Source organism: Shewanella sp. 553 (assembly GCF_059338375.1).
Genome location: NZ_CM181701.1, coordinates 2110135 through 2129694, shown reverse-complemented (window position 1 = coordinate 2129694; position 19560 = coordinate 2110135). Strand labels below are relative to the sequence as shown.

The 19560-nt window shown below is 46.6% G+C and carries 15 protein-coding genes, 5 tRNA genes and 1 pseudogene; 7 read left to right on the top strand and 14 right to left on the bottom strand.

Annotated elements, in window-relative coordinates:
• Positions 1-58: 58 nt before the first annotated feature.
• The 5 genes and pseudogenes from AC5YBZ_RS09635 (at position 59) to AC5YBZ_RS09615 (ending at position 6367) form a co-directional block, all read left to right on the top strand.
• Positions 59-805, top strand: a complete 747-nt coding sequence (locus tag AC5YBZ_RS09635) for a YebC/PmpR family DNA-binding transcriptional regulator (protein ID WP_475514088.1) — start codon at positions 59-61, stop codon at positions 803-805.
• A 4-nt stretch (positions 806-809) separates the two neighbouring features.
• Positions 810-1331, top strand: a complete 522-nt coding sequence (ruvC, locus tag AC5YBZ_RS09630; RefSeq protein ID WP_110457740.1) for a crossover junction endodeoxyribonuclease RuvC — start codon at positions 810-812, stop codon at positions 1329-1331.
• Positions 1328-1945 carry a Holliday junction branch migration protein RuvA gene (ruvA, locus tag AC5YBZ_RS09625; RefSeq protein WP_494519010.1) on the top strand — a complete coding sequence of 206 codons (618 nt, stop codon included), beginning with the start codon at positions 1328-1330 and terminating at the stop codon, positions 1943-1945. Before ruvC ends, ruvA begins: the two co-directional genes overlap by 4 nt.
• Positions 1946-1964: 19 nt before the next feature.
• A pseudogene (gene ruvB / locus AC5YBZ_RS09620) lies at positions 1965-2977 on the top strand (Holliday junction branch migration DNA helicase RuvB).
• Between the two features lie 876 nt (positions 2978-3853).
• Positions 3854-6367, top strand: coding sequence for a TonB-dependent receptor plug domain-containing protein (locus AC5YBZ_RS09615; RefSeq protein ID WP_494519011.1), 2514 nt, complete (start codon positions 3854-3856; stop codon positions 6365-6367).
• Positions 6368-6531: 164 nt separating this feature from the next.
• Here AC5YBZ_RS09615 and gloA read toward each other — a convergent pair whose 3' ends face one another.
• On the bottom strand, positions 6532-6942 hold the full coding sequence (gene gloA / locus AC5YBZ_RS09610) for a lactoylglutathione lyase (RefSeq protein WP_475514085.1): 411 nt from the start codon (positions 6940-6942) through the stop codon (positions 6532-6534).
• 457 nt (positions 6943-7399) lie between these two features.
• Here gloA and AC5YBZ_RS09605 point away from each other — a divergent pair, with 457 nt between their 5' ends.
• Positions 7400-7555 (top strand): hypothetical protein, encoded by a 156-nt coding sequence (locus AC5YBZ_RS09605; protein ID WP_494519012.1) that lies wholly within the window; start codon positions 7400-7402, stop codon positions 7553-7555.
• Positions 7556-7622: 67 nt separating this feature from the next.
• Here AC5YBZ_RS09605 and nth read toward each other — a convergent pair whose 3' ends face one another.
• The 13 genes from nth to AC5YBZ_RS09540 all read right to left on the bottom strand — a co-directional run bounded on the left by nth (position 7623) and on the right by AC5YBZ_RS09540 (position 16688).
• Positions 7623-8267, bottom strand: a complete 645-nt coding sequence (nth, locus tag AC5YBZ_RS09600; RefSeq protein ID WP_494519013.1) for an endonuclease III — start codon at positions 8265-8267, stop codon at positions 7623-7625.
• A gap of 3 nt (positions 8268-8270) precedes the next feature.
• Entirely contained in the window at positions 8271-8969 is a 699-nt protein-coding gene (locus AC5YBZ_RS09595; protein WP_494519014.1) for an electron transport complex subunit E, read from the bottom strand.
• On the bottom strand, positions 8962-9600 hold the full coding sequence (gene rsxG, locus AC5YBZ_RS09590) for an electron transport complex subunit RsxG (protein WP_475514082.1): 639 nt from the start codon (positions 9598-9600) through the stop codon (positions 8962-8964). The genes AC5YBZ_RS09595 and rsxG overlap by 8 nt, the downstream gene beginning before the upstream one ends.
• Before the next feature lie 20 nt (positions 9601-9620).
• Entirely contained in the window at positions 9621-10673 is a 1053-nt protein-coding gene (gene rsxD / locus AC5YBZ_RS09585) for an electron transport complex subunit RsxD (protein WP_475514081.1), read from the bottom strand.
• Positions 10674-10675: 2 nt separating this feature from the next.
• A complete protein-coding gene (gene rsxC, locus AC5YBZ_RS09580) occupies positions 10676-12874 on the bottom strand; it encodes an electron transport complex subunit RsxC (protein WP_494519015.1) in 2199 nt (732 codons plus the stop codon).
• Positions 12868-13437, bottom strand: a complete 570-nt coding sequence (rsxB, locus tag AC5YBZ_RS09575) for an electron transport complex subunit RsxB (RefSeq protein WP_494519016.1) — start codon at positions 13435-13437, stop codon at positions 12868-12870. The genes rsxC and rsxB overlap by 7 nt, the downstream gene beginning before the upstream one ends.
• Before the next feature lie 2 nt (positions 13438-13439).
• Entirely contained in the window at positions 13440-14018 is a 579-nt protein-coding gene (rsxA, locus tag AC5YBZ_RS09570) for an electron transport complex subunit RsxA (protein WP_494519017.1), read from the bottom strand.
• A 95-nt stretch (positions 14019-14113) separates the two neighbouring features.
• Positions 14114-16024, bottom strand: coding sequence for an EAL domain-containing protein (locus AC5YBZ_RS09565; RefSeq protein WP_494523580.1), 1911 nt, complete (start codon positions 16022-16024; stop codon positions 14114-14116).
• Positions 16025-16142: 118 nt separating this feature from the next.
• Positions 16143-16218, bottom strand: a tRNA-Asn gene (locus AC5YBZ_RS09560).
• 31 nt (positions 16219-16249) lie between these two features.
• A tRNA-Asn gene (locus AC5YBZ_RS09555) sits at positions 16250-16325 on the bottom strand.
• A gap of 36 nt (positions 16326-16361) precedes the next feature.
• Positions 16362-16437 (bottom strand) — tRNA-Asn (locus tag AC5YBZ_RS09550).
• Between the two features lie 64 nt (positions 16438-16501).
• Positions 16502-16577 (bottom strand) — tRNA-Asn (locus AC5YBZ_RS09545).
• Between the two features lie 35 nt (positions 16578-16612).
• Positions 16613-16688 (bottom strand) — tRNA-Asn (locus AC5YBZ_RS09540).
• Between the two features lie 773 nt (positions 16689-17461).
• Between AC5YBZ_RS09540 and uvrB the strand changes: the two genes are divergently transcribed.
• Positions 17462-19477 (top strand): excinuclease ABC subunit UvrB, encoded by a 2016-nt coding sequence (gene uvrB, locus AC5YBZ_RS09535; protein WP_494519019.1) that lies wholly within the window; start codon positions 17462-17464, stop codon positions 19475-19477.
• Positions 19478-19560: the final 83 nt, after the last annotated feature.

Sequence of the window (19560 nt, the reverse complement as noted above, 5' to 3'; positions counted from 1 at the left end):
AACATAGCCGAGCGAAAGCTCGGCTTTTTCGAGAACGTTTCGAAATAAGGAGTCAGTTATGGCCGGTCACAGTAAATGGGCCAACATCAAGCACCGTAAAGCAGCGCAAGATGCCAAACGCGGTAAATTATTCACTAAATTCATTCGCGAATTAACCGTCGCCGCCCGCGAAGGGGGCTCAGACCCCGATTCTAACCCACGTTTGCGCGCCGCTATCGATAAAGCCTTATCCAACAACATGACTCGTGATACAGTAGAGCGTGCTATTAAGCGCGGCGCTGGTGAACTCGATGGTCAAGTATTAGAAACCATTATGTACGAAGGCTATGGGCCAGGCGGCACTGCGGTGATGGTTGAGACCATGACCGACAATCGTAACCGCACCGTATCAGGCGTACGTAATGCCTTTAGTAAATCGGGTGGTAACTTAGGCACCGACGGTTCTGTCGCTTATCTGTTTGAAAAGCGCGGCGTGATCTCCTTTGATACAGGCTGTGATGAAGACACCATTATGGACGCGGCGCTCGATGCCGGCGCCGATGATGTGGTGACCCATGATGATGGCTCGATTGATGTGTACACCACTCCTGAAGATTTTGGCGCGGTTAAAGATGCGTTAGATGCAGCAGGCCTTGAAGCTGTGAATGCTGAAGTGACCATGGTACCGTCGACCAAAGCGGAATTGGATGCCGATACCGCCCCTAAGTTTCTACGACTTATTGATAATCTTGAAGATCATGACGATGTACAAGAGGTGTATCATAACGCAGAGATTGCCGATGATATCTTACAGGCCTTAGAGTAATGCCATGCCCATCATTTTAGGTGTTGACCCAGGATCGCGGATCACAGGTTATGGCGTTATCCAGTGTCAGGGAAGACACCAAATTTACCTTGGCAGTGGTTGCATTCGCACCCAAGCCGATGATTTACCCTCTCGTTTAAAAATTATTTTTGATGGCATTAGCGAAATTATTCGTCAATATCAACCCGACGAATTCGCCATTGAACGGGTTTTTATGGCAAAGAATGCCGACTCAGCCTTAAAGCTGGGACAGGCGCGCGGCGCGGCGATAGTGGCCGCCACCAATGCCAATTTACCGGTAGCTGAATATTCAGCCACCCAGATAAAAAATGCCGTGGTGGGGACTGGACGGGCGCAAAAGTCTCAAGTACAACACATGATCCAGCAAATATTAACCTTACCAGCAGCGCCCCAAGCCGATGCGGCTGATGCTTTAGGCGTTGCAGTATGCCATTTTCATACCTATCAGAGCCTGATCGCCATGGGCGGTAAAGCCAGTAGCAGAACATACGGAAGATACAGATGATTGGTCGTTTACGGGGTTTATTAGTAGAGAAACAAGCGCCGGAAGTCTTGCTCGATGTTAGCGGTGTGGGCTATGAATTACAGCTACCACTGACCAGTTTTTATGAGTTACCCGACTTAAACCAAGAAGCGGTGATTTACACCCATTTTGTGGTGCGTGAGGATGCGCAGCTCTTGTACGGTTTTGTCACCAAACAAGAACGTGCATTATTTCGTTTATTGATTAAAACCAATGGGGTGGGGCCGAAATTAGCATTAACGATTCTCTCAGGTATGACTGCCAGTGAGTTTGTTAAATGCGTTGAACACGATGATATTGCGACCTTAGTTAAGTTGCCGGGCGTCGGCAAGAAAACCGCCGAACGTTTATTAGTCGAGATGCGCGATAAACTGAAGAGCCTAATGGAAGCTTCACAAGGCTCTGAGCGTGAATTTGTCTTGCAATCAAACTACTCAGCTAAGCCACAGGTCAATTCAGCCGAAGAAGATGCCATCGCGGCATTATTGTCGTTAGGTTATAAACCCGCACAAGCGAGTAAGGCTGTCTCTGGGGTGTATCAAGAAGATATGGACTCAGAAACCTTGATCAAAGCCGCGTTAAAGTCGATGTTATAGCCTGTTAAGTGAGAAAAAAATGATAGAAGCCGATCGATTAATTCAGGCGCAACCTCAAGGTATTGAGGAACGTGATGAGCAGATAGACAGAGCGATGCGACCTAAGTTACTCGATGAGTATACAGGTCAAGATGATACCCGCGCGCAGCTTAAAGTGTTTATTGAAGCCGCGCAGAAACGCGGCGAAGCGCTGGATCACATGTTGATTTATGGCCCGCCAGGTCTGGGTAAAACCACCTTAGCCATGATTGTGGCTAATGAGATGGGGGTCAATATTAAGTCCACTTCAGGCCCAGTACTGGAAAAAGCAGGCGATTTAGCCGCGTTGTTAACCAACCTTGAAGAGGGCGATGTGCTGTTTATCGACGAGATCCATCGCCTCAGTCCTGTGGTGGAAGAGATCTTGTATCCGGCAATGGAAGATTATCAGCTCGATATCATGATAGGTGAGGGACCTGCGGCGCGATCGATTAAACTGGAGTTACCGCCCTTTACCTTGATCGGCGCAACCACACGAGCGGGCGCATTAACCTCGCCACTGCGCGCGCGTTTTGGTATCCCACTGCGTTTAGAGTTCTATAATGTTGCCGATCTCAGTAGCATTGTGACCCGCTCAGCTAAGGTACTCGGCTTACCAATTGAGGATGATGGCGCTCTTGAAGTGGCGCGTCGCGCTCGCGGTACACCGCGTATCGCCAACCGTTTATTGCGCCGGGTAAGGGATTACGCCGAGGTAAAACACGATGGCGAGATCACTAAATATGTAGCCGAAAGTGCACTGGATATGCTCGATGTCGATGTTGAAGGGTTCGATTATATGGATCGTAAACTGTTACTGGCGATCATCGATAAATTTATGGGGGGCCCGTTGGCTTAGACAATTTAGCCGCTGCGATTGGTGAGGAGCGAGAGACTATCGAAGATGTACTCGAACCGTTTTTAATCCAACAAGGCTTTATACAACGCACCCCAAGAGGGCGTATTGCTACGCCACGTGCCTATCAACATTTCAATTTGATTAAGCCTGATTAACCGAATCTCAGACTTATCAGCTTTACTTAACGACAGCGCGATTCGTTTATATTAAATGGGCCGCGCTGCGTTTTTATGTGCGTTTGCTTGTGCTTTATCTAGCGCGAGTTGACAGCGTTATCATGCTTAGGTTGTAGCATTACTCGCTAATCTTGATCTACTGGCTATTCACTATTTGTGCATGAATGATCCCCACCACTTGGATTGTTAATTAATTAACAATCGATCGAAATTTCAGTCTGCAAAGCAATAATCCAACCTTCCCCCTCTAATTGTATCGCCTTTGTTAAATGCGATGCTTTTAGTTTGTAAATTAGACGAGTGCTTCTCGGCGTCAACATTAAATAGGGCAACAAATAGAGTAAATAGGTAAATAATGACAGTATTCTCTAACTAAAGGCTATTGATTAATGCGTTAACCGCCATGGTATTTGGCGCTCAATTTAAACATATACGCGATGGTAAGCATCACATTATTAATACCAAACCTGCTAATTGTTAATTAATTAACACTGTCTTTTTTAACGTCAGTTTAGGCGGGAAGCGTCATAATAACCGGTAAAGCGTGATTCGTGTCACATTTTTTGGTATTTACGTTGTTGCTTGTATGTATGTGATTCTTGGCTTTAAAAACGTGATCGGTAGCTATTTTATAAACAAAAAACCTCAAATCACGACATTAATCTATAGTTGCGCTTAATTAACGCGCTTAATTGTTATAGCTACTACTATGTTTATTAACTTTTTATTATCAATGGTTAAAAATTGTGGTTGTTGACGTGTGTTAAGTGACGAGACAGTATCAGGCCCAACGCTGAATAAATATTAATAGTTAACAGCGTGCAATAATAATGAAGGCAAGGGAGTTATCGTTACATGATAAGAACAAAATTAGCATCTGCAATTAAGTTGGGATTAATTGCTTCAGTCTCTACCAGTGGTTTTATTGCCTCAAGCAATGCCATTGCTGCAGAAGAAAGCGCATCGTTTGAGCGTATTGCCGTTACTGGTTCACGTATTCAACGTAAAGACATGGAAACGGCTTCTCCTGTTACCGTTATCGACGCGGCCTCAATTAAAGCAGAAGGTTTTACTTCGGTAGACCAGATGCTACAAGCACAAACGTCTATGGCGGGCGCCGCAGTGGGCTCTAGCACCAATAACGGTGCTGACGGTATCGCTCAGGTTGATCTTCGTGGTATGGGTTCACAGCGTACGCTAGTACTGCTAAATGGCCGCCGCATGGTTAACTCGGGTTCTGGTGCCGATAGTGCAGTGGATTTGAACTCTATCCCTGTTGCTATGATCGCCCGTGTTGAAATATTAAAAGATGGTGCTTCAGCAGTTTATGGCTCTGATGCTATTGCTGGTGTGGTGAACATCATCACTAAGAAAGATTTCGAAGGTTTCCAAATCGACCTAAACGGTGGTGCTACCGATAAAGGTGATGGTGAAAACGGCGATATCAGTGCGCTATACGGTTTCAACACAGATAAAGGTAATTACACCATTGGTGCTGCTTATTCTGACCGTCGTGGTGTGATCCAGTCTGATCGTGATTGGACTACGCCTGGCGCGAGTTCATTTTTGCCAAATGGTTCATTAGGCGGTTTGATCAAAGATGAAAATGGTAACTGGGTAGAGCGTGATTGGGGTTATGATTATACCCAAGATAGCTACTATCAAACGCCGAGTGAACGTTACAGCTTGTTTGCCAACATGACACAAGAGTTGAGCGACGATATTATCTTTAACGCTGACGTGTTATACACCAAGCGTAAGTCCAGCCAACAGTTGGCGCCGCAACCAGCCAATCTAATGCTAGATGTCTGTGTGCCGGGTCAAAACACGCTCGAGTGTATCGATATCGATGCCGATATGGCCAGTGCTGGTATTGTGGCCGATGATAAAGGCCTTGTTAATTATAGAAAACGTATGAATGACGTCGGTCCACGTATCTATAAGCAAGATACTGATACTTTGCGTGCGTCAATTGGTGTTGAAGGTGCACTGGATGTGCATACTGGCATGAACTGGGACTTGTCCTACACCTATGGTAAGAACAAGGCTAGCACATCGGTTGAAAACTCAATCAATGGCGCCTTGATGACTAATGCCATCTACGCCAATCAAGATGCATGGTTCACAGGGCAGCCTGTTACCGATGCCGATTTGCTTAATAGCGTAAGCTACAGCGAACAAGCAGATGGTGGTAACGAGCAACATGTATTATCTGCAGGTCTAAACGGTGAACTGTTTGAGCTTGATGCAGGTGCTGTTGGCTTTGCCATCGGCGCAGAATATCGCAGCGAAAGTGGTTACTATAATCCAGACCCAATCGTAGTTGCGGGTGAAAGTACCTCAGCGCAGCAAGATCCTACCGATGGCGATTATAACGTTATCTCTGTCTATCAAGAGGTGAGCGTACCTTTCACTGAGAAGTTAACTGGTGAATTTGCACTGCGTTTTGACGAGTATTCGACTTTTGGTAATGCATCAACGTGGAAAATAGGCCTGACCTATGAAGCAACTGATGATTTAATGCTCCGCGCAGTGGCTGCAACCGGTTTCCGTGCACCAAGTGTAAGCGAGTTATACGGCGGTAACTCAGGTTCGTACGATTATCTTGATGATCCTTGGGGCAATGCACTAGATCCTCAGATTTTGGTTAACCGTACATCAGATGAAAACTTACAGCCAGAAGAGTCTGACTCTTATACTGCCGGTTTAGTATATTCACCAAGCTATGTTGAAGGCATGTCGTTAACGCTTGATTACTGGCGCTTTAAAGTGGATAACGCGATTGCGCGTTTAGACACACAAGCTGGCCTTAAAGACTGTTTTGCTGGCGATCAGAGCGCATGCGAAACCTTTAACATCGGTCCGAATGGCGATCTAGATAACTTAACTAACTCGCTAACTAACGTGGGTACTCAAGACACTAGCGGTATCGACTTTAACCTAGCCTACAACTTTGAAGGTTTAGGATTAGATTGGGCGATTGTTAACGATACCACTTACTTGCTTAACTTCGAGCAAGACGGTATTGACTATACCGACACTATCGACGGTAACTTCGGTGCCTATGCAGAAGTGCGTAATAACTTCAGTATTAAGGCTGGTCAAGATAGTTGGAACCTAATGTACTTCAACCGTTATATCGGTGAAATGGAAGATTTAGCCGAAGGCAATAAAGTGGATGCGATTCTGTATCACAACTTGTCGGCAACTTACTTCCTAAACGACGCGTGGACCATGAGCGCTGGTGTGAAGAACTTGACCGATGAAGAGCCATCACGTGTGTCTAACGGCAGTGACGGCGGTACGGTACCTGAAGTCTATGACACGGTAGGTCGTCAGTACTTTGCTGGTGTGACGTTCAAGTTTTAATCGATAATTAGCTTGAGGTATTCAGCGATGCATTGCTGAGTATCAAGAGCTAAAATAAAAAAGCGCCTTAGGGCGCTTTTTTTATGCTTAACTTGCTGCTTTAACATAGCTGACTTGGCGATAGCCGTTAGCGTCAGAAAACGTTATTTAAGTCAGCTAACGTTTTAACCTAGGCCTTGTTGCGCCGAGTTAAGTTGAATAAATTCAATTTTATAGCCGTCTGGATCTTCAACGAAGGCAATTTCAGTACTACCACCGGCAACAGGGCCGGGTTGACGGGTCACTTTACCTCCGGCGGCTTCAATTGCAGCACAGCGACTGTAGATATCGGCTTCGCCAATGGCAAGGTGGCCAAACCCTGTGCCTAGATCATAGCTATCGGTATCCCAGTTATAGGTCAACTCTACCACTGCGGCACCTGTGCTTTCGTCGTCAAATCCGACAAAGGCGAGGGTATAACGGTATTCTGGGTTTTCAGATTGTCTAAGCAGTTTCATGCCAAGGATTTCAGTATAAAAATGGATGCTGCGTTCGAGATTGCCAACTCTAAGCATAGTGTGAAGAAGTTGTGCCATGAAGACCTCTTATTCTGGTTTAAGATGGCGGCCATTATACCCCTAATTAAGGTCAGTGGTCATCTCTGCCTAAAAGGTCGCTAAAGTCTGTTTAAACATAGGATTAGGCTCAATAATAGTAGCCTACTACTCACCACCTGAATCAGTAGCCAATCACTTTAATAGTAACTGTGGCATTACTAAAGCATGACTAGAAAGGTGCACAGGCCTCCTGTCATATTGCCACTATAGCGCCTATGACTGAGGTCACAGAATTCAGTAAATACTTTGGTGCAAATCTGCTTTAGCCGCATAATGACTTAACGTACTTAAAGGAGTTTAATCATGTCTAGCGAATTAAAAATGGCCTTAGGCTTAGCTGTCACCATCGCTCTGGTGCTATCAATATTCTTTGTATCAATGTTCTAAACCGCTGTTGATATTGATAACTGGTGTGTTGTTTCAATGAAAGGGGTTAATGAGCAGCTTTTACGTCAAGGCCCAAGCGCTCATGCTGAATAAGCTAAGCGACATGGATGACGCCGCTGAACAAGCCAAAGAGCCACTGTGTGGTAAAAATGCACTGTCTCTTAATTTGATGAGGTTATCGATATCTAAAAAAAAGCCGCATTAGCGGCTTTTTTGTTGGCAGATAACTTGAGTCTGCTTGGGCATAAAAGCCGCTTGCGATAGGGCTAGCCTCAGTCTTCGTCAGGATAGACTTTGTCTTTAAACTCGCACAACTCTTCAATAATACAGCTGCCACAGCGAGGCTTACGGGCCAAGCAGGTATAGCGACCTTGTAAGATGAACCAATGATGTACATCGACCTTAAATTCAGCTGGTACGACTTTTAACATCTTCTGCTCAACCTGATCGACATTTTTCCCCATGGCAAATTTAGTGCGATTGGCAACGCGAAAGATGTGAGTATCCACCGCAATGGTCGGCCAGCCAAAAGCGGTATTAAGCACCACATTAGCGGTTTTTCTGCCCACACCAGGTAAGGCTTCGAGGGCTTCTCTGTTCTCGGGCACTTCCCCTGCATATTGCTCGACTAATATTTGGCAGGCTTTGATGACGTTAATGGCCTTATTGTTATATAGGCCTATGGTTTTAATGTACTGTTTTAAGCCATCAACCCCTAAGTCTAAAATGGCTTGGGCAGTATTTGCCACAGGAAACAGTTTATCAGTGGCCTTGTTAACACTCACATCAGTTGCTTGGGCCGACAAGGTGACGGCAACCAAGAGTTCAAACGGTGATGCAAAGTTAAGTTCTGTCTCCGGCTTAGGATTATTGCTACGCAGGATCTCTAATATTTGGCGGCGTTTTTCGTTATTCATCGATTAACTTACCTTGGTAATTCTAACTCGGGTCACGGCTTGCTCTGGCTCTGGGGCAGGGCGATGCGCGGCAATCTTGTCATCGATGATATTTTTGGCGGCGATTAAAAAGCCCATGGCGATAAATGCCCCCGGTGGGAGCATGGCGAGCAAGAAATTGGTGTCTACTTGCCAGAAATGGATGGTCAGATCGGCCGCCCAGTCGCCAAGCAGTAGATTAGCGCCATCGAAAAGGGTGCCTTGACCTAAAATTTCACGGCACGCCCCTAACACCATCAAGACAAAGGTAAAGCCGAGGCCCATCATTAAACCATCGAAAGCGGCTTTGCTGACGGTATTACGCGAGGCAAAGGCTTCGGCGCGACCGATGATCACGCAGTTAGTGACAATCAGCGGCAAAAAGATCCCCAGTGACAGATATAAACCGTAGGCGTAAGCGTTGATCAGCAGTTGTACGCAGGTCACGAGCGCCGCGATAATCATCACAAATACCGGAATACGGATCTCTTTAGGGACGAAGTCTCTCACTAGCGATACTAAGATGTTGGAGCCAACCAATACGACTAAGGTCGCTAAACCCAACCCGATGGCGTTTGTTAGGGTAGCGGTTACGGCCAGCAATGGGCATAAGCCCAATAATTGCACCAGTCCTGGATTGTTTTTCCATAAGCCTTGCCAGGCAATATCGCGATAATTACTCATAGGAAACCTCACAATTAGCTGGGCGGTTAAGCAGTTGTGCTTGGTTAGCATTAAAATACTGCAGGGTACGTTTTACCGCGCCGACATAGGCTCTGGGGGTGATTGTTGCGCCAGTAAATTGGTCAAATTGTCCGCCGTCTTTTTTAACGGCCCACAGCTTATCATTGTCATCGTTCAGCTGCTGCTGATTAAACAGGTAGACCCAATCTGATTTACGCAACTCAATTTTATCACCCAGCCCAGGAGTTTCATTATGGGCTAGGGTGCGCACGCCGAGCACCTTACCTTGCACATCTATGGCGACAATCAATTTGATTTGGCCATTATAACCATCCGGTGCGACGGTCTCGATGGCGATGGCCACAGGTGTACCTTGTTGGCTGGCGATATAAGCGGGTAAAGGTTCATCCACGCCAAGCGCGGCAGCGTCATGGATTAAAATACAATGTTCAATTAAGGCGTTGTCATGTATCTCATCGGGAATGATCTGATGCAGAGTACGCATTAATTGCAGATCTTGTTGCTGCTTAATACGATCGGCAGTAAACAGATTAACCATGGCAACTAAGGCGGTGCACAGCAGTGCAAATAACCCCAATAAACTGCCATTTTTAACAATAGAACGTTTCAATTTACTCTCCTGAGCATGACTTAACGGCTTGCTCGATGGCCATAGGCGCGAGGCTTCACATAATAGTCGATAAACGGCGCACACAGATTGGCTAACAATACAGCAAAGGCGAATGCATCAGGATACCCCCCAAAGCTGCGAATGCTGTAAACCAATACCCCGATTAATGCACCAAATAGTAAGCGCCCTTTAACGCTGGTTGCCGCAGTAACCGGATCGGTGGCGATAAAAAAGGCTGCAATCATGGTCGCGCCAGAAAATAGATGCAGTAATGGGCCCGTATGAGTGTCGGGGCTTAATAGATAGCCGATACTGGCGCAGACAAATAAGCTGCCGATAATAGCGCCGCTAATATGCCAGCGGATCAGCTTAAGTTTAAGCATACATAAACCGCCAAACAGATAGGCGACATTAATCCATACCCAGCCAATGCCAAAGCCGTTTTCAAAGGTAGGCTTTTCCAGTGCCTCATTGATGGTCAGTCCCGTTGAAAGCGAGGTTTTAATCGCATCGAGCGGGGTCGCCATACTCATGCCGTCAAAACCGGCGCGATAGGCTAATACTTCTGCAGGGCTTATCCCTTGAAAAATAATCTGCAAGCTTGCCAATAAGCTGACATCGTTGAGCGCTGCGCCTGCTGGCGCCACCCAGGTAGTCATCTGTAAGGGAAAGGAGATCAGCAGCATGACATAAGCTGCCATCGCCGGATTAAAGATATTGTTACCTAAGCCACCATAGAGGTGTTTAACCACTAAAATGGCAAATATCACACCAATGACACTAATCCACCAAGGGGCAAGCGCAGGAATGGCCACGCCGACCAATAACCCCGTAAGTGCGGCGCTATTATCACTTAATGTTGGCCAAACTGGGCGCTTACGTAACGATAAAACCGCCGCTTCAGTGGCCATCGCAACGGCGATAGACAGTAGCACTTGGATAATCGCGCCCCAGCCGAAGAAGTAACATTGAGCCAGCACACCGGGTAGTGCACAGGCCATGACCTTGAGCATTAATGTGCTGGTTTGTGCACTCGTATTTATATGGGGCGAAGATGCCATCTTAAAAGCCATGATTAATCCTCGTGCTCATCATCTTGAGCTGCACTAGCGGCCTTGACCAGTTTTTTGGCCTTTGCTTTTGCCACTGCGGCGGCAATACGTTGTTGCTTAATCTCTGCTGCCGATAGCTCAATACTATTAGCATCAATACTATCAGCGGCTTTATCTTGCTGGTCAGCTTCACTTGTACCACTTACTGGCGTTGATGATGGGGCCTCGCTGCTTTGCGCCAGCTGGGCAACTTTTTTTGCCTTGGCTTTAGCGACCGCGGCAGCGATTTTGGCCTTTTTGGCCTCAGCCTCACTTACTGGCGCCGCTGATGGAGCGACGCTGGTGTCTGCATCATTGGTGTTAGCTTGCTCATTTTTATCGCTGCTTTGCGCCAGCTGGGCAGCTTTTTTTGCCTTGGCTTTAGCGACCGCCGCAGCGATTTTGGCCTTCTTGGCCTCGGCCTCACTCAATGGCGCCGCTGATGGAGCGTTGTTGACATTTACATCGTTTGGCTCAGCTTGTTGATGCGCATCGCTGCTTTGCGCCAGTTGAGCGGCCTTTTTTGCTTTGGCGCGGGCAATAGCGGCGGCTACTTTATCTTGGGTCGCCGTGTTGCTTGCATTTGCACTGCCCTCAGTGTTGGATGTGGGCGCAGCTGTAGTGGCAGTTTCAGCCGCCTTTTTGGCTTTTATCCGTGCCATTGCCGCGGCGACGGCATCTTTATCTGTGCCAGACATGGCGGCTTTACGTTTTTGTGCCGCTTGTTTGGCTTTTTCTTCACGGGCGCGTTTTTCTTGTTCTAAGCGCAGCATACGCGAATCGAAACGCTGTTTGGCCAGCTCTGCTTGTTTCTTCTCTTCGGCTTCAACTCGCAGTGCCGATTTAGCGACCCGGTAATATTCCACCAAGGGAATGTCACTTGGGCAGACATAACTGCAGCAACCACATTCGATGCAATCTCTAAGGTTATAGCTGGCCGCTTTATCGTATTCTTCGGCTTTGGCATGCCAAAACAGCTGCTGGGGTAACAAACCCGCAGGGCAGGCTTGGGCACACTCGCCGCAGCGAATGCATGGCATCTCTGGAGCCGGCGGAGCGATTTCATTGCTATCGGGGGCCAGTATACAGTTTGTGCCTTTAAGCAGTGGCGCTTGTCGATTGGGCAACATGTAACCCATCATCGGGCCGCCAATAATAATCGGGGAGTGATCATCCCCCTTAAATTGAGCGCAATGTAATAGGTGTTCGATGGGCGTGCCAATTGGCACCCAATAATTACCCGGTTGGCCGATATTATTACCCGTTAAGGTAACCACTCGCTCTATCAGCGGCGCGTTACAATAGACGGCTTGCTCAATGCTAAAGGCGGTGCCGACATTTTGCACCAAAATCCCTAAGTTGGCTGGAATGGCACCCGATGGCACCTCTTGACCGGTAATGATTTGGATCAGTTGTTTTTCACCGCCAGAAGGATATACCGTGGGTATGGCGGTGACCCGCGCGCACTGGGCTGGTAAGTCGCTGTTGTTGAGGGCATGTGTCATCTGCTCAATGGCTTGAGGTTTGTTGTCCTCGATGGCGATGACGATACGTTTGGGGCTTAGTAACTGATGAATAATCTCAATGCCGCGGACAATCTCGGTGCTATGTTCGCGCATCAAACGATCATCGGAGGTGATGTAGGGTTCACATTCGACACCATTGATGATCAATAGCTCAATATCACTGACCGGTTTTAATTTGATGTGGGTTGGAAACGCCGCGCCGCCAAGTCCGGCAACGCCTGCCCGTTGGACTCTGGTGAGAATCTCATCACTGGCCATCGCTTTAACGTCATCTTGGCTTAATGGCGCATGGATAGCAGGAAAAAGCCGCTGCTGATGATCGTTATCTATGATACAGCACAACACAGGCAAGCCCGAGGCGTGGTTGCTTGGGCGCGTTTCGATAGCCGCAATCTGGCCCGATACTGGTGCGTGTACAGGCAGATGACGAAAGCTGTCTCCCTGGGTGAGCCGTTGCCCTTGGGCCACCGTATCGCCGACGCCAACCGCCAAGGTGCAGCTTTCGCCCACCTGAGGGATCGGGATGATATATTGCTCAGCCAAAGGTAAACTGGCGATATTAGCTTGATTTGATAAGGTTTTAAACTCAGGCGGGTGAATTCCTCCCGCCACGCGCCACAGTGTTCCTTTATCAATTTGTTCAAATAAAGTTAACACTTGGCTTCCTCGCTAATGGTGGTGACGGGAATGGCGTTAAGTTTCCAATTCCAATTTTGAATGCTTGGGGTCACGGGCAACATGTCGATGCAGTCGACGGGGCAAGGTTCAACGCACAGATCGCAGCCAGTGCAGTAATCTGCAATGACTGTGTGCATCTGCTTGCCGGTACCTAAAATGGCATCGACAGGACAGGCCTGAATACATTTAGTGCAACCAATACACTCTTCTTCGCGAATGTAGGCCACTTTTTTGATTTGGGTTTCGGCGGTGGCGGTCAAGGGTTCAGGTTCTACGCCCATTAACTCGGCGAGCTTTTCCATGGTGGCAGTACCACCAGGTGGGCATTTGTTAATTTTTTCGCCATTGGCAATGGCTTCGGCGTAGGGGCGACAACCAGGGTAGCCACATTGGCCACATTGAGTTTGTGGTAATAAGGCTTCGGCTTGCTCGACCACGGGGTTGCCTTCGACCTTAAACTTTTCGGCGGCAAATCCTAGTAGTGCGCCAAAAAATAGCGCGAGTAATCCTAATAATATAATGGCGATGACGATCTCAAACATGGTTAATTTACCAAACCTGTAAAGCCCATAAAGGCCAGCGACATTAAACCGGCGGTGATCATGGCGATTGCGCCACCTCTAAAGGGGGATGGCACATCTGCAGCGGCAAGGCGCTCACGCATGGCGGAGAAGAGAATAAGTACCAGGGAGAAGCCTGCAGCGGCGCCAAAGCCGTAAATTGCAGACTCGATGAAATCATGGTGTTCATTAACGTTGAGCAGTGCCACCCCTAAAACGGCGCAGTTAGTGGTGATCAGCGGCAGGTAGATCCCCAGTGCGCGATGCAGAGATGCACTGGTTTTTTGGATTAACATTTCGGTGAACTGCACCACGACGGCAATCACCAAAATGAAGGCCATGGTCCGCAGGTAGCCTAATTCAAAAGGCTGTAATAAGTAGTTGTCGACCAGATAACTCAAAATGGAGGCAAGTGTAAGCACAAAGGTGGTCGCCATCGACATACCTATTGCGGACTCTAGTTTGCTGGAGACGCCCATAAAGGGACATAATCCGAGAAATTTAACTAAAACAAAGTTGTTGACCAGCACAGTGCCGACCAAAAGCAGGAGATATTCGCTCATCTCAATCGGTTATCTATATCTAATTTAACGGCTATTATCGACCTTTCGGCATCGATAAACAACACATAGAATGCAGGGATTATTTCATTTACGGTTTAACTGGCTGAGGATTGTTCATCTCGCAGTGTAATGGGATGGGGCTTAGCGATGTAATAGCCTTGCAATCCATCAACAAGTAAGTGTTCTAATAGCAGCTTTTGTTCTTGGCGTTCGATGCTTGAAGCAATAACGCTAATGGACTGTTTACGCGCCACATCGACGATCATTTTAACAAAGAAGCGATTATGGTCAGATTCAATATCTTGGGTGTAGCTACCGTCGAGCTTAATAAAATCTGGGCGTACTTCTTTAAAAAATTTAAAGGAGGTGAATCCCATACCAAAATGTTCTACTGAGACGCGAGCCCCGACACCGTGCATCTCTCTAACAAATTTGTGTGCCAGATTGATATTGGCTTGCATTCCCGCTTCATTGACCTCTAATACGATTCGACTGGCAATTTGACGCTGATGCACAAAAAGCGCTTTAAGCCAGGCAATAAAGGCGGGTTGTGTTATTGAGTTTGAACTGATGTTGATCCCAAAGGCGCCTTCTAAGTTAGGGTTGTCGATAAGTACTTTGAAGGTGCTGAGAATAATCATTTTATCTAAATCAACATTGAGCCCATGGCGCTCAGCCATAGCAATCACAGTGCCTGTGGGTAAAAACTTACCTTGGCTGCTGTAAAATCGGGCTAAAAGTTCTCGATAAATTTTATCGGCGCCGCGGCAAGGCTGAATATCTTGTGCATGAAATTTAAGGGCACGACGTTTGATGATATCGTTAATGGCCACTTTCCATTTTGAATCCCCAAATAACTCATCTCCGTTGAGTTTTTCGTGAATATGGACACTATTGGGGCCCATGGTTTGGGCAATGCTAACTGCGGCATCGCCAAGGTAAATAAGTGACAAGGCTTGATTGCCTTGCTGGTAAGGGACTAAGCCGGTATAAGCGACAGATTCAGCATCGATAGTCTGTTGAAATAGGTCAAAATTAGCCTTTAAATTATGCAGTAAAGGCTGGGCATCTTTAAGTGTCATATCGGGGATAAATAGCGCAAAGTCAGCGCTCGAAATGCGAAAACATTCTGCATAAGCAAAGTCTTGTATACTTTTTCGTATACAGGCAGCCACTCCTGCTAAATAATTATCACCGGCTTCGCGACCTTGTGATTGATTTATTTGGCCAAGCTCAGTGGCTTTAATTATTGCCATGGCTCCGAATTGCTTTCCAGGTTGGGCCAAACCGTCGAGCTTTTGGGTGAATTTAGCCCGGGTGCTAAATAATGTTATTGGATCTTGATAGGCTTCTTTGTTGAGTTTGTCATTATGTTGTTGCATCTCATCAAATGCGCGGTTAAGTGAAGTACGGCATCTCTCTAATGCTTGTCCCAGTGGGGCTAGTTCGCCGCGAAAGTAAGAGTGGGCTAATGCGTCAAATTTAAGTTCAGACAAGTTTGCAATATAGGCACTGGCATAACGGATCGCTCGACTGAGGCGCATCATCAACATACTAAACAGCAAACTAATAACTAGATAAGTTAGCCAAATGACAGTTAACGCCTGAAGAAAACGCTGTTTTGCTGAGTTGGTGATATGACGGTTATCTAACTTGACTTGCAATCTGCCCTGGGACAAGGATCGTGTGTCGTTAAGTTCTTGGTTAAAGAGCGCACCAATAATGTCATTATTTACAGGATGTAACTGACCGCTGGTGTAGCTAAGGGCTCCATCTAATTGGTGAATATATTGAAAAAATTGAAAATGATGCTCGGGACTTAAGAGAGCATAGAGGGCATGACCGTCACGAGGCAGTGAGGTCTGCCATAGTGGATTTTGCACATAGTCTTGTAATGATTGAGCGGCCATAGCCGATGCGCGTTGCTGTTCATGCTGATAACTAAAAAAGGAGATAATGCCGAATACTGTCAGCAAAATAAGGTGAAATGTTTTAGTAACGCCCATAAACAGTGAGTCCAGAATCTCTAGCGAATTAAATTGATCCCAATTGATTGACTGCTAGTCTAACTGATTATTTATTAAAGCGGAATGTTATTGTAGAAGGAGGGTATAACTAAAGAAATGGCTCCCCAGACTGGACTCGAACCAGTGACATACGGATTAACAGTCCGCCGTTCTACCAACTGAACTACAGGGGAATCGATATTTCATATTACTACGTTAATTAAGTGGCTCCCCAGACTGGACTCGAACCAGTGACATACGGATTAACAGTCCGCCGTTCTACCAACTGAACTACAGGGGAATCGATACTTAATCTTTAGTGTTTGATTTAAAAGTTTGGCTCCCCAGACTGGACTCGAACCAGTGACATACGGATTAACAGTCCGCCGTTCTACCAACTGAACTACAGGGGAAACGCTTTAACTTTTTCAATGCTAATTTACACTAACATTGTATCTTACACTGTTTGTACTGCGTTGGCTCCCCAGACTGGACTCGAACCAGTGACATACGGATTAACAGTCCGCCGTTCTACCAACTGAACTACAGGGGAAACGCATTATACTTATCTACTACATCTTATTGCTTTGGCTCCCCAGACTGGACTCGAACCAGTGACATACGGATTAACAGTCCGCCGTTCTACCAACTGAACTACAGGGGAAACGTATAAAGCAACTCGTCGTTGAAGACGGAGCGCATATTAAATCGCTCTTAGACATGAGTCAACTCATGGTGAGAAAAAAAAGAGTAATTATGTGGTTAAGTGCTCATCTAATGCCCATCATGCTGGCTTAGTGTGCACTTTGGTTATCTTGTCGACATTATTATTGGCACTACGCTTAAAGTAATAAGGTAAGCAGTTGTTCGATATCACAATAGCCTTAATAGTGATTGGGCTATTTGGGTTAACTTCGTCAAATGTAGTAAAATTACATAGATTTACCTCTCAACTTATAATCAGTCCATCTAAGGCAAAGCCGCGATGGCACTGAGGTTGTAAGAGTTATCCACTAAATCTGTGGATAAACCTGTGGGTTAGCCAAAAAATAGGCCTTCAAACCCTTGTAGATTGCGGATTGTACTTAAAATGACTAAATTTAATTGTTTTTTTATTATTTGTTTAATATCAAATGTTTAATAAAATCAATAGCCATAATCTAGATCTTTTCTGGCCGTTGTAAATATGTAATAAATTTGATGGAGTCTCTTGTGTATTAATGTCGCTACAGTGTTGGGCTTGACGCGAGTTAATGGCACTAATGCCATATTATTAACCTTGTATTAAAGTTTCATCTAGCTCGCGGGTGTGGCAATTTATCACTTAACCCCATCGGACTGTTCTATCTATATCGTTTGGCTAAATCCTCCTAACGCGATTGGCTAAAGTCACTCGGTCGATTAAGATGGTCTGCTGAACTAGTTAGGAGTGTCCCATTGAGTGAATCATCGTTTCAACTTGTCTCCCATTACCAGCCCGCCGGCGATCAACCTACCGCAATAAAGAAGTTGGTTGACGGCATTGAGTCAGGCCTAGCGTGCCAGACATTGCTTGGGGTGACAGGATCTGGCAAAACCTTCACCGTTGCTAATGTCATACAGCAGTTACAGCGTCCGACCATTATCATGGCACCCAATAAGACCTTGGCGGCGCAACTGTATGGCGAGATGAAAGAGTTTTTTCCTCATAATGCCGTTGAATACTTTGTTTCTTACTACGATTACTACCAACCTGAAGCCTATGTACCATCGACCAATACCTTTATCGAAAAGGATGCGTCGGTGAATGCCCATATTGAACAGATGCGCTTATCGGCAACCAAAGCACTGTTGGAGCGTAAAGATGTGGTATTGATCGCCTCGGTATCGGCTATTTATGGTCTGGGGGATCCTGATTCTTACCTGAAAATGTTGTTGCATCTGCGTCAGGGCGACTTAATGGGGCAGCGCGAGATATTGCAGCGCTTAAGTGAATTACAATATACCCGTAATGACATAGAGTTGCAGCGCGGCACGTTTAGGGTCAGAGGAGAGGTGATCGATATTTTCCCGGCTGATTCGGAGCGAGATGCGATCCGCGTTGAACTGTTTGACGATGAAATCGACAGACTTAGCCTATTTGACCCATTAACGGGGCATATCTTACAGCGTATAGCTAGAACCACGGTTTATCCCAAGACCCACTATGTGACGCCACGGGAGAAAATTATTGCCGCGACCGAAGAGATCAAGGCTGAGCTTCGTCTGCGTAAACAGTACCTATTGGATAATAATAAGCTTATTGAAGCTCAGCGGATCTCCGAGCGCGTGCAGTATGATATCGAAATGATGACCGAACTGGGCTATTGCTCGGGGATCGAGAACTACTCGCGTTACTTATCAGGTCGCCGCCCAGGAGAGGGGCCACCGACCTTGCTGGATTATCTGCCCGCTGACGGTTTACTGATCATCGATGAATCTCATGTGACCATACCGCAAATTGGCGCCATGTATAAAGGTGACCGCTCGCGTAAAATGAATCTAGTGGAATACGGTTTCCGCTTGCCGTCGGCGTTAGATAATCGCCCGCTCAAATTTGAAGAGTTTGAAGCCTTAATGCCTCAAAGCGTGTTTGTTTCAGCCACGCCTGCGCAATATGAGATCGACAAGAGTGATGGCGAAATCGCCGAGCAGGTTGTGCGCCCAACAGGGCTACTGGATCCCGAGATTGAAGTGCGTCCGGTTGGAATACAGGTCGATGACCTATTATCAGAGATTGGTAAACGGGTTGCGGTGAACGAGCGGGTATTGGTGACCACGCTGACTAAGCGCATGTCAGAAGATCTTACCGAGTACTTAGATGAACATGGAGTGAAGGTGCGCTACTTACACTCAGATATTGATACGGTAGAGCGGGTGGAGATCATTCGCGATCTACGTAAAGGGGTGTTCGATGTGCTTGTTGGGATTAACCTGCTACGTGAAGGACTCGATATGCCAGAAGTCTCCTTAGTCTGTATTTTAGATGCAGACAAAGAAGGCTTCTTACGTTCTGAGCGCTCGCTGATTCAGACCATAGGCCGCGCAGCGCGTAACGTAAACGGCAAGGTGATCCTTTATGGTGATAAGATCACTAAATCGATGGCTAAGGCGATTGATGAGACCGAAAGGCGGCGAGAAAAACAGCGTCAATATAACTTGGAACATGGCATTACCCCTAAAGGGTTGTCAAAGCGGATCACCGATGTGATGGATATCGGCGGCAACGAGCATACCGCAAGGGTGCTACCTTCCTATCATAAAGTGGCCGAACCTAAAGGGGATTATGTTGCTGCAGATGCCGCGACCCTGAGCCATCAAATTGATGAGTTGGAAAAACGCATGCATCAACATGCGCGCGATCTTGAGTTTGAACAAGCCGCGGCGCTACGTGATCAAGTCCATGCGTTAAGAGAGGCTTTAATAAAAGCCTAAATCTAATGAGCGTTGAGTCGTTAATGAGATAAAAGTAGAGTGGATAAATCCCCCCACATCCGTTAGCGGAAGGATGTAGGGGT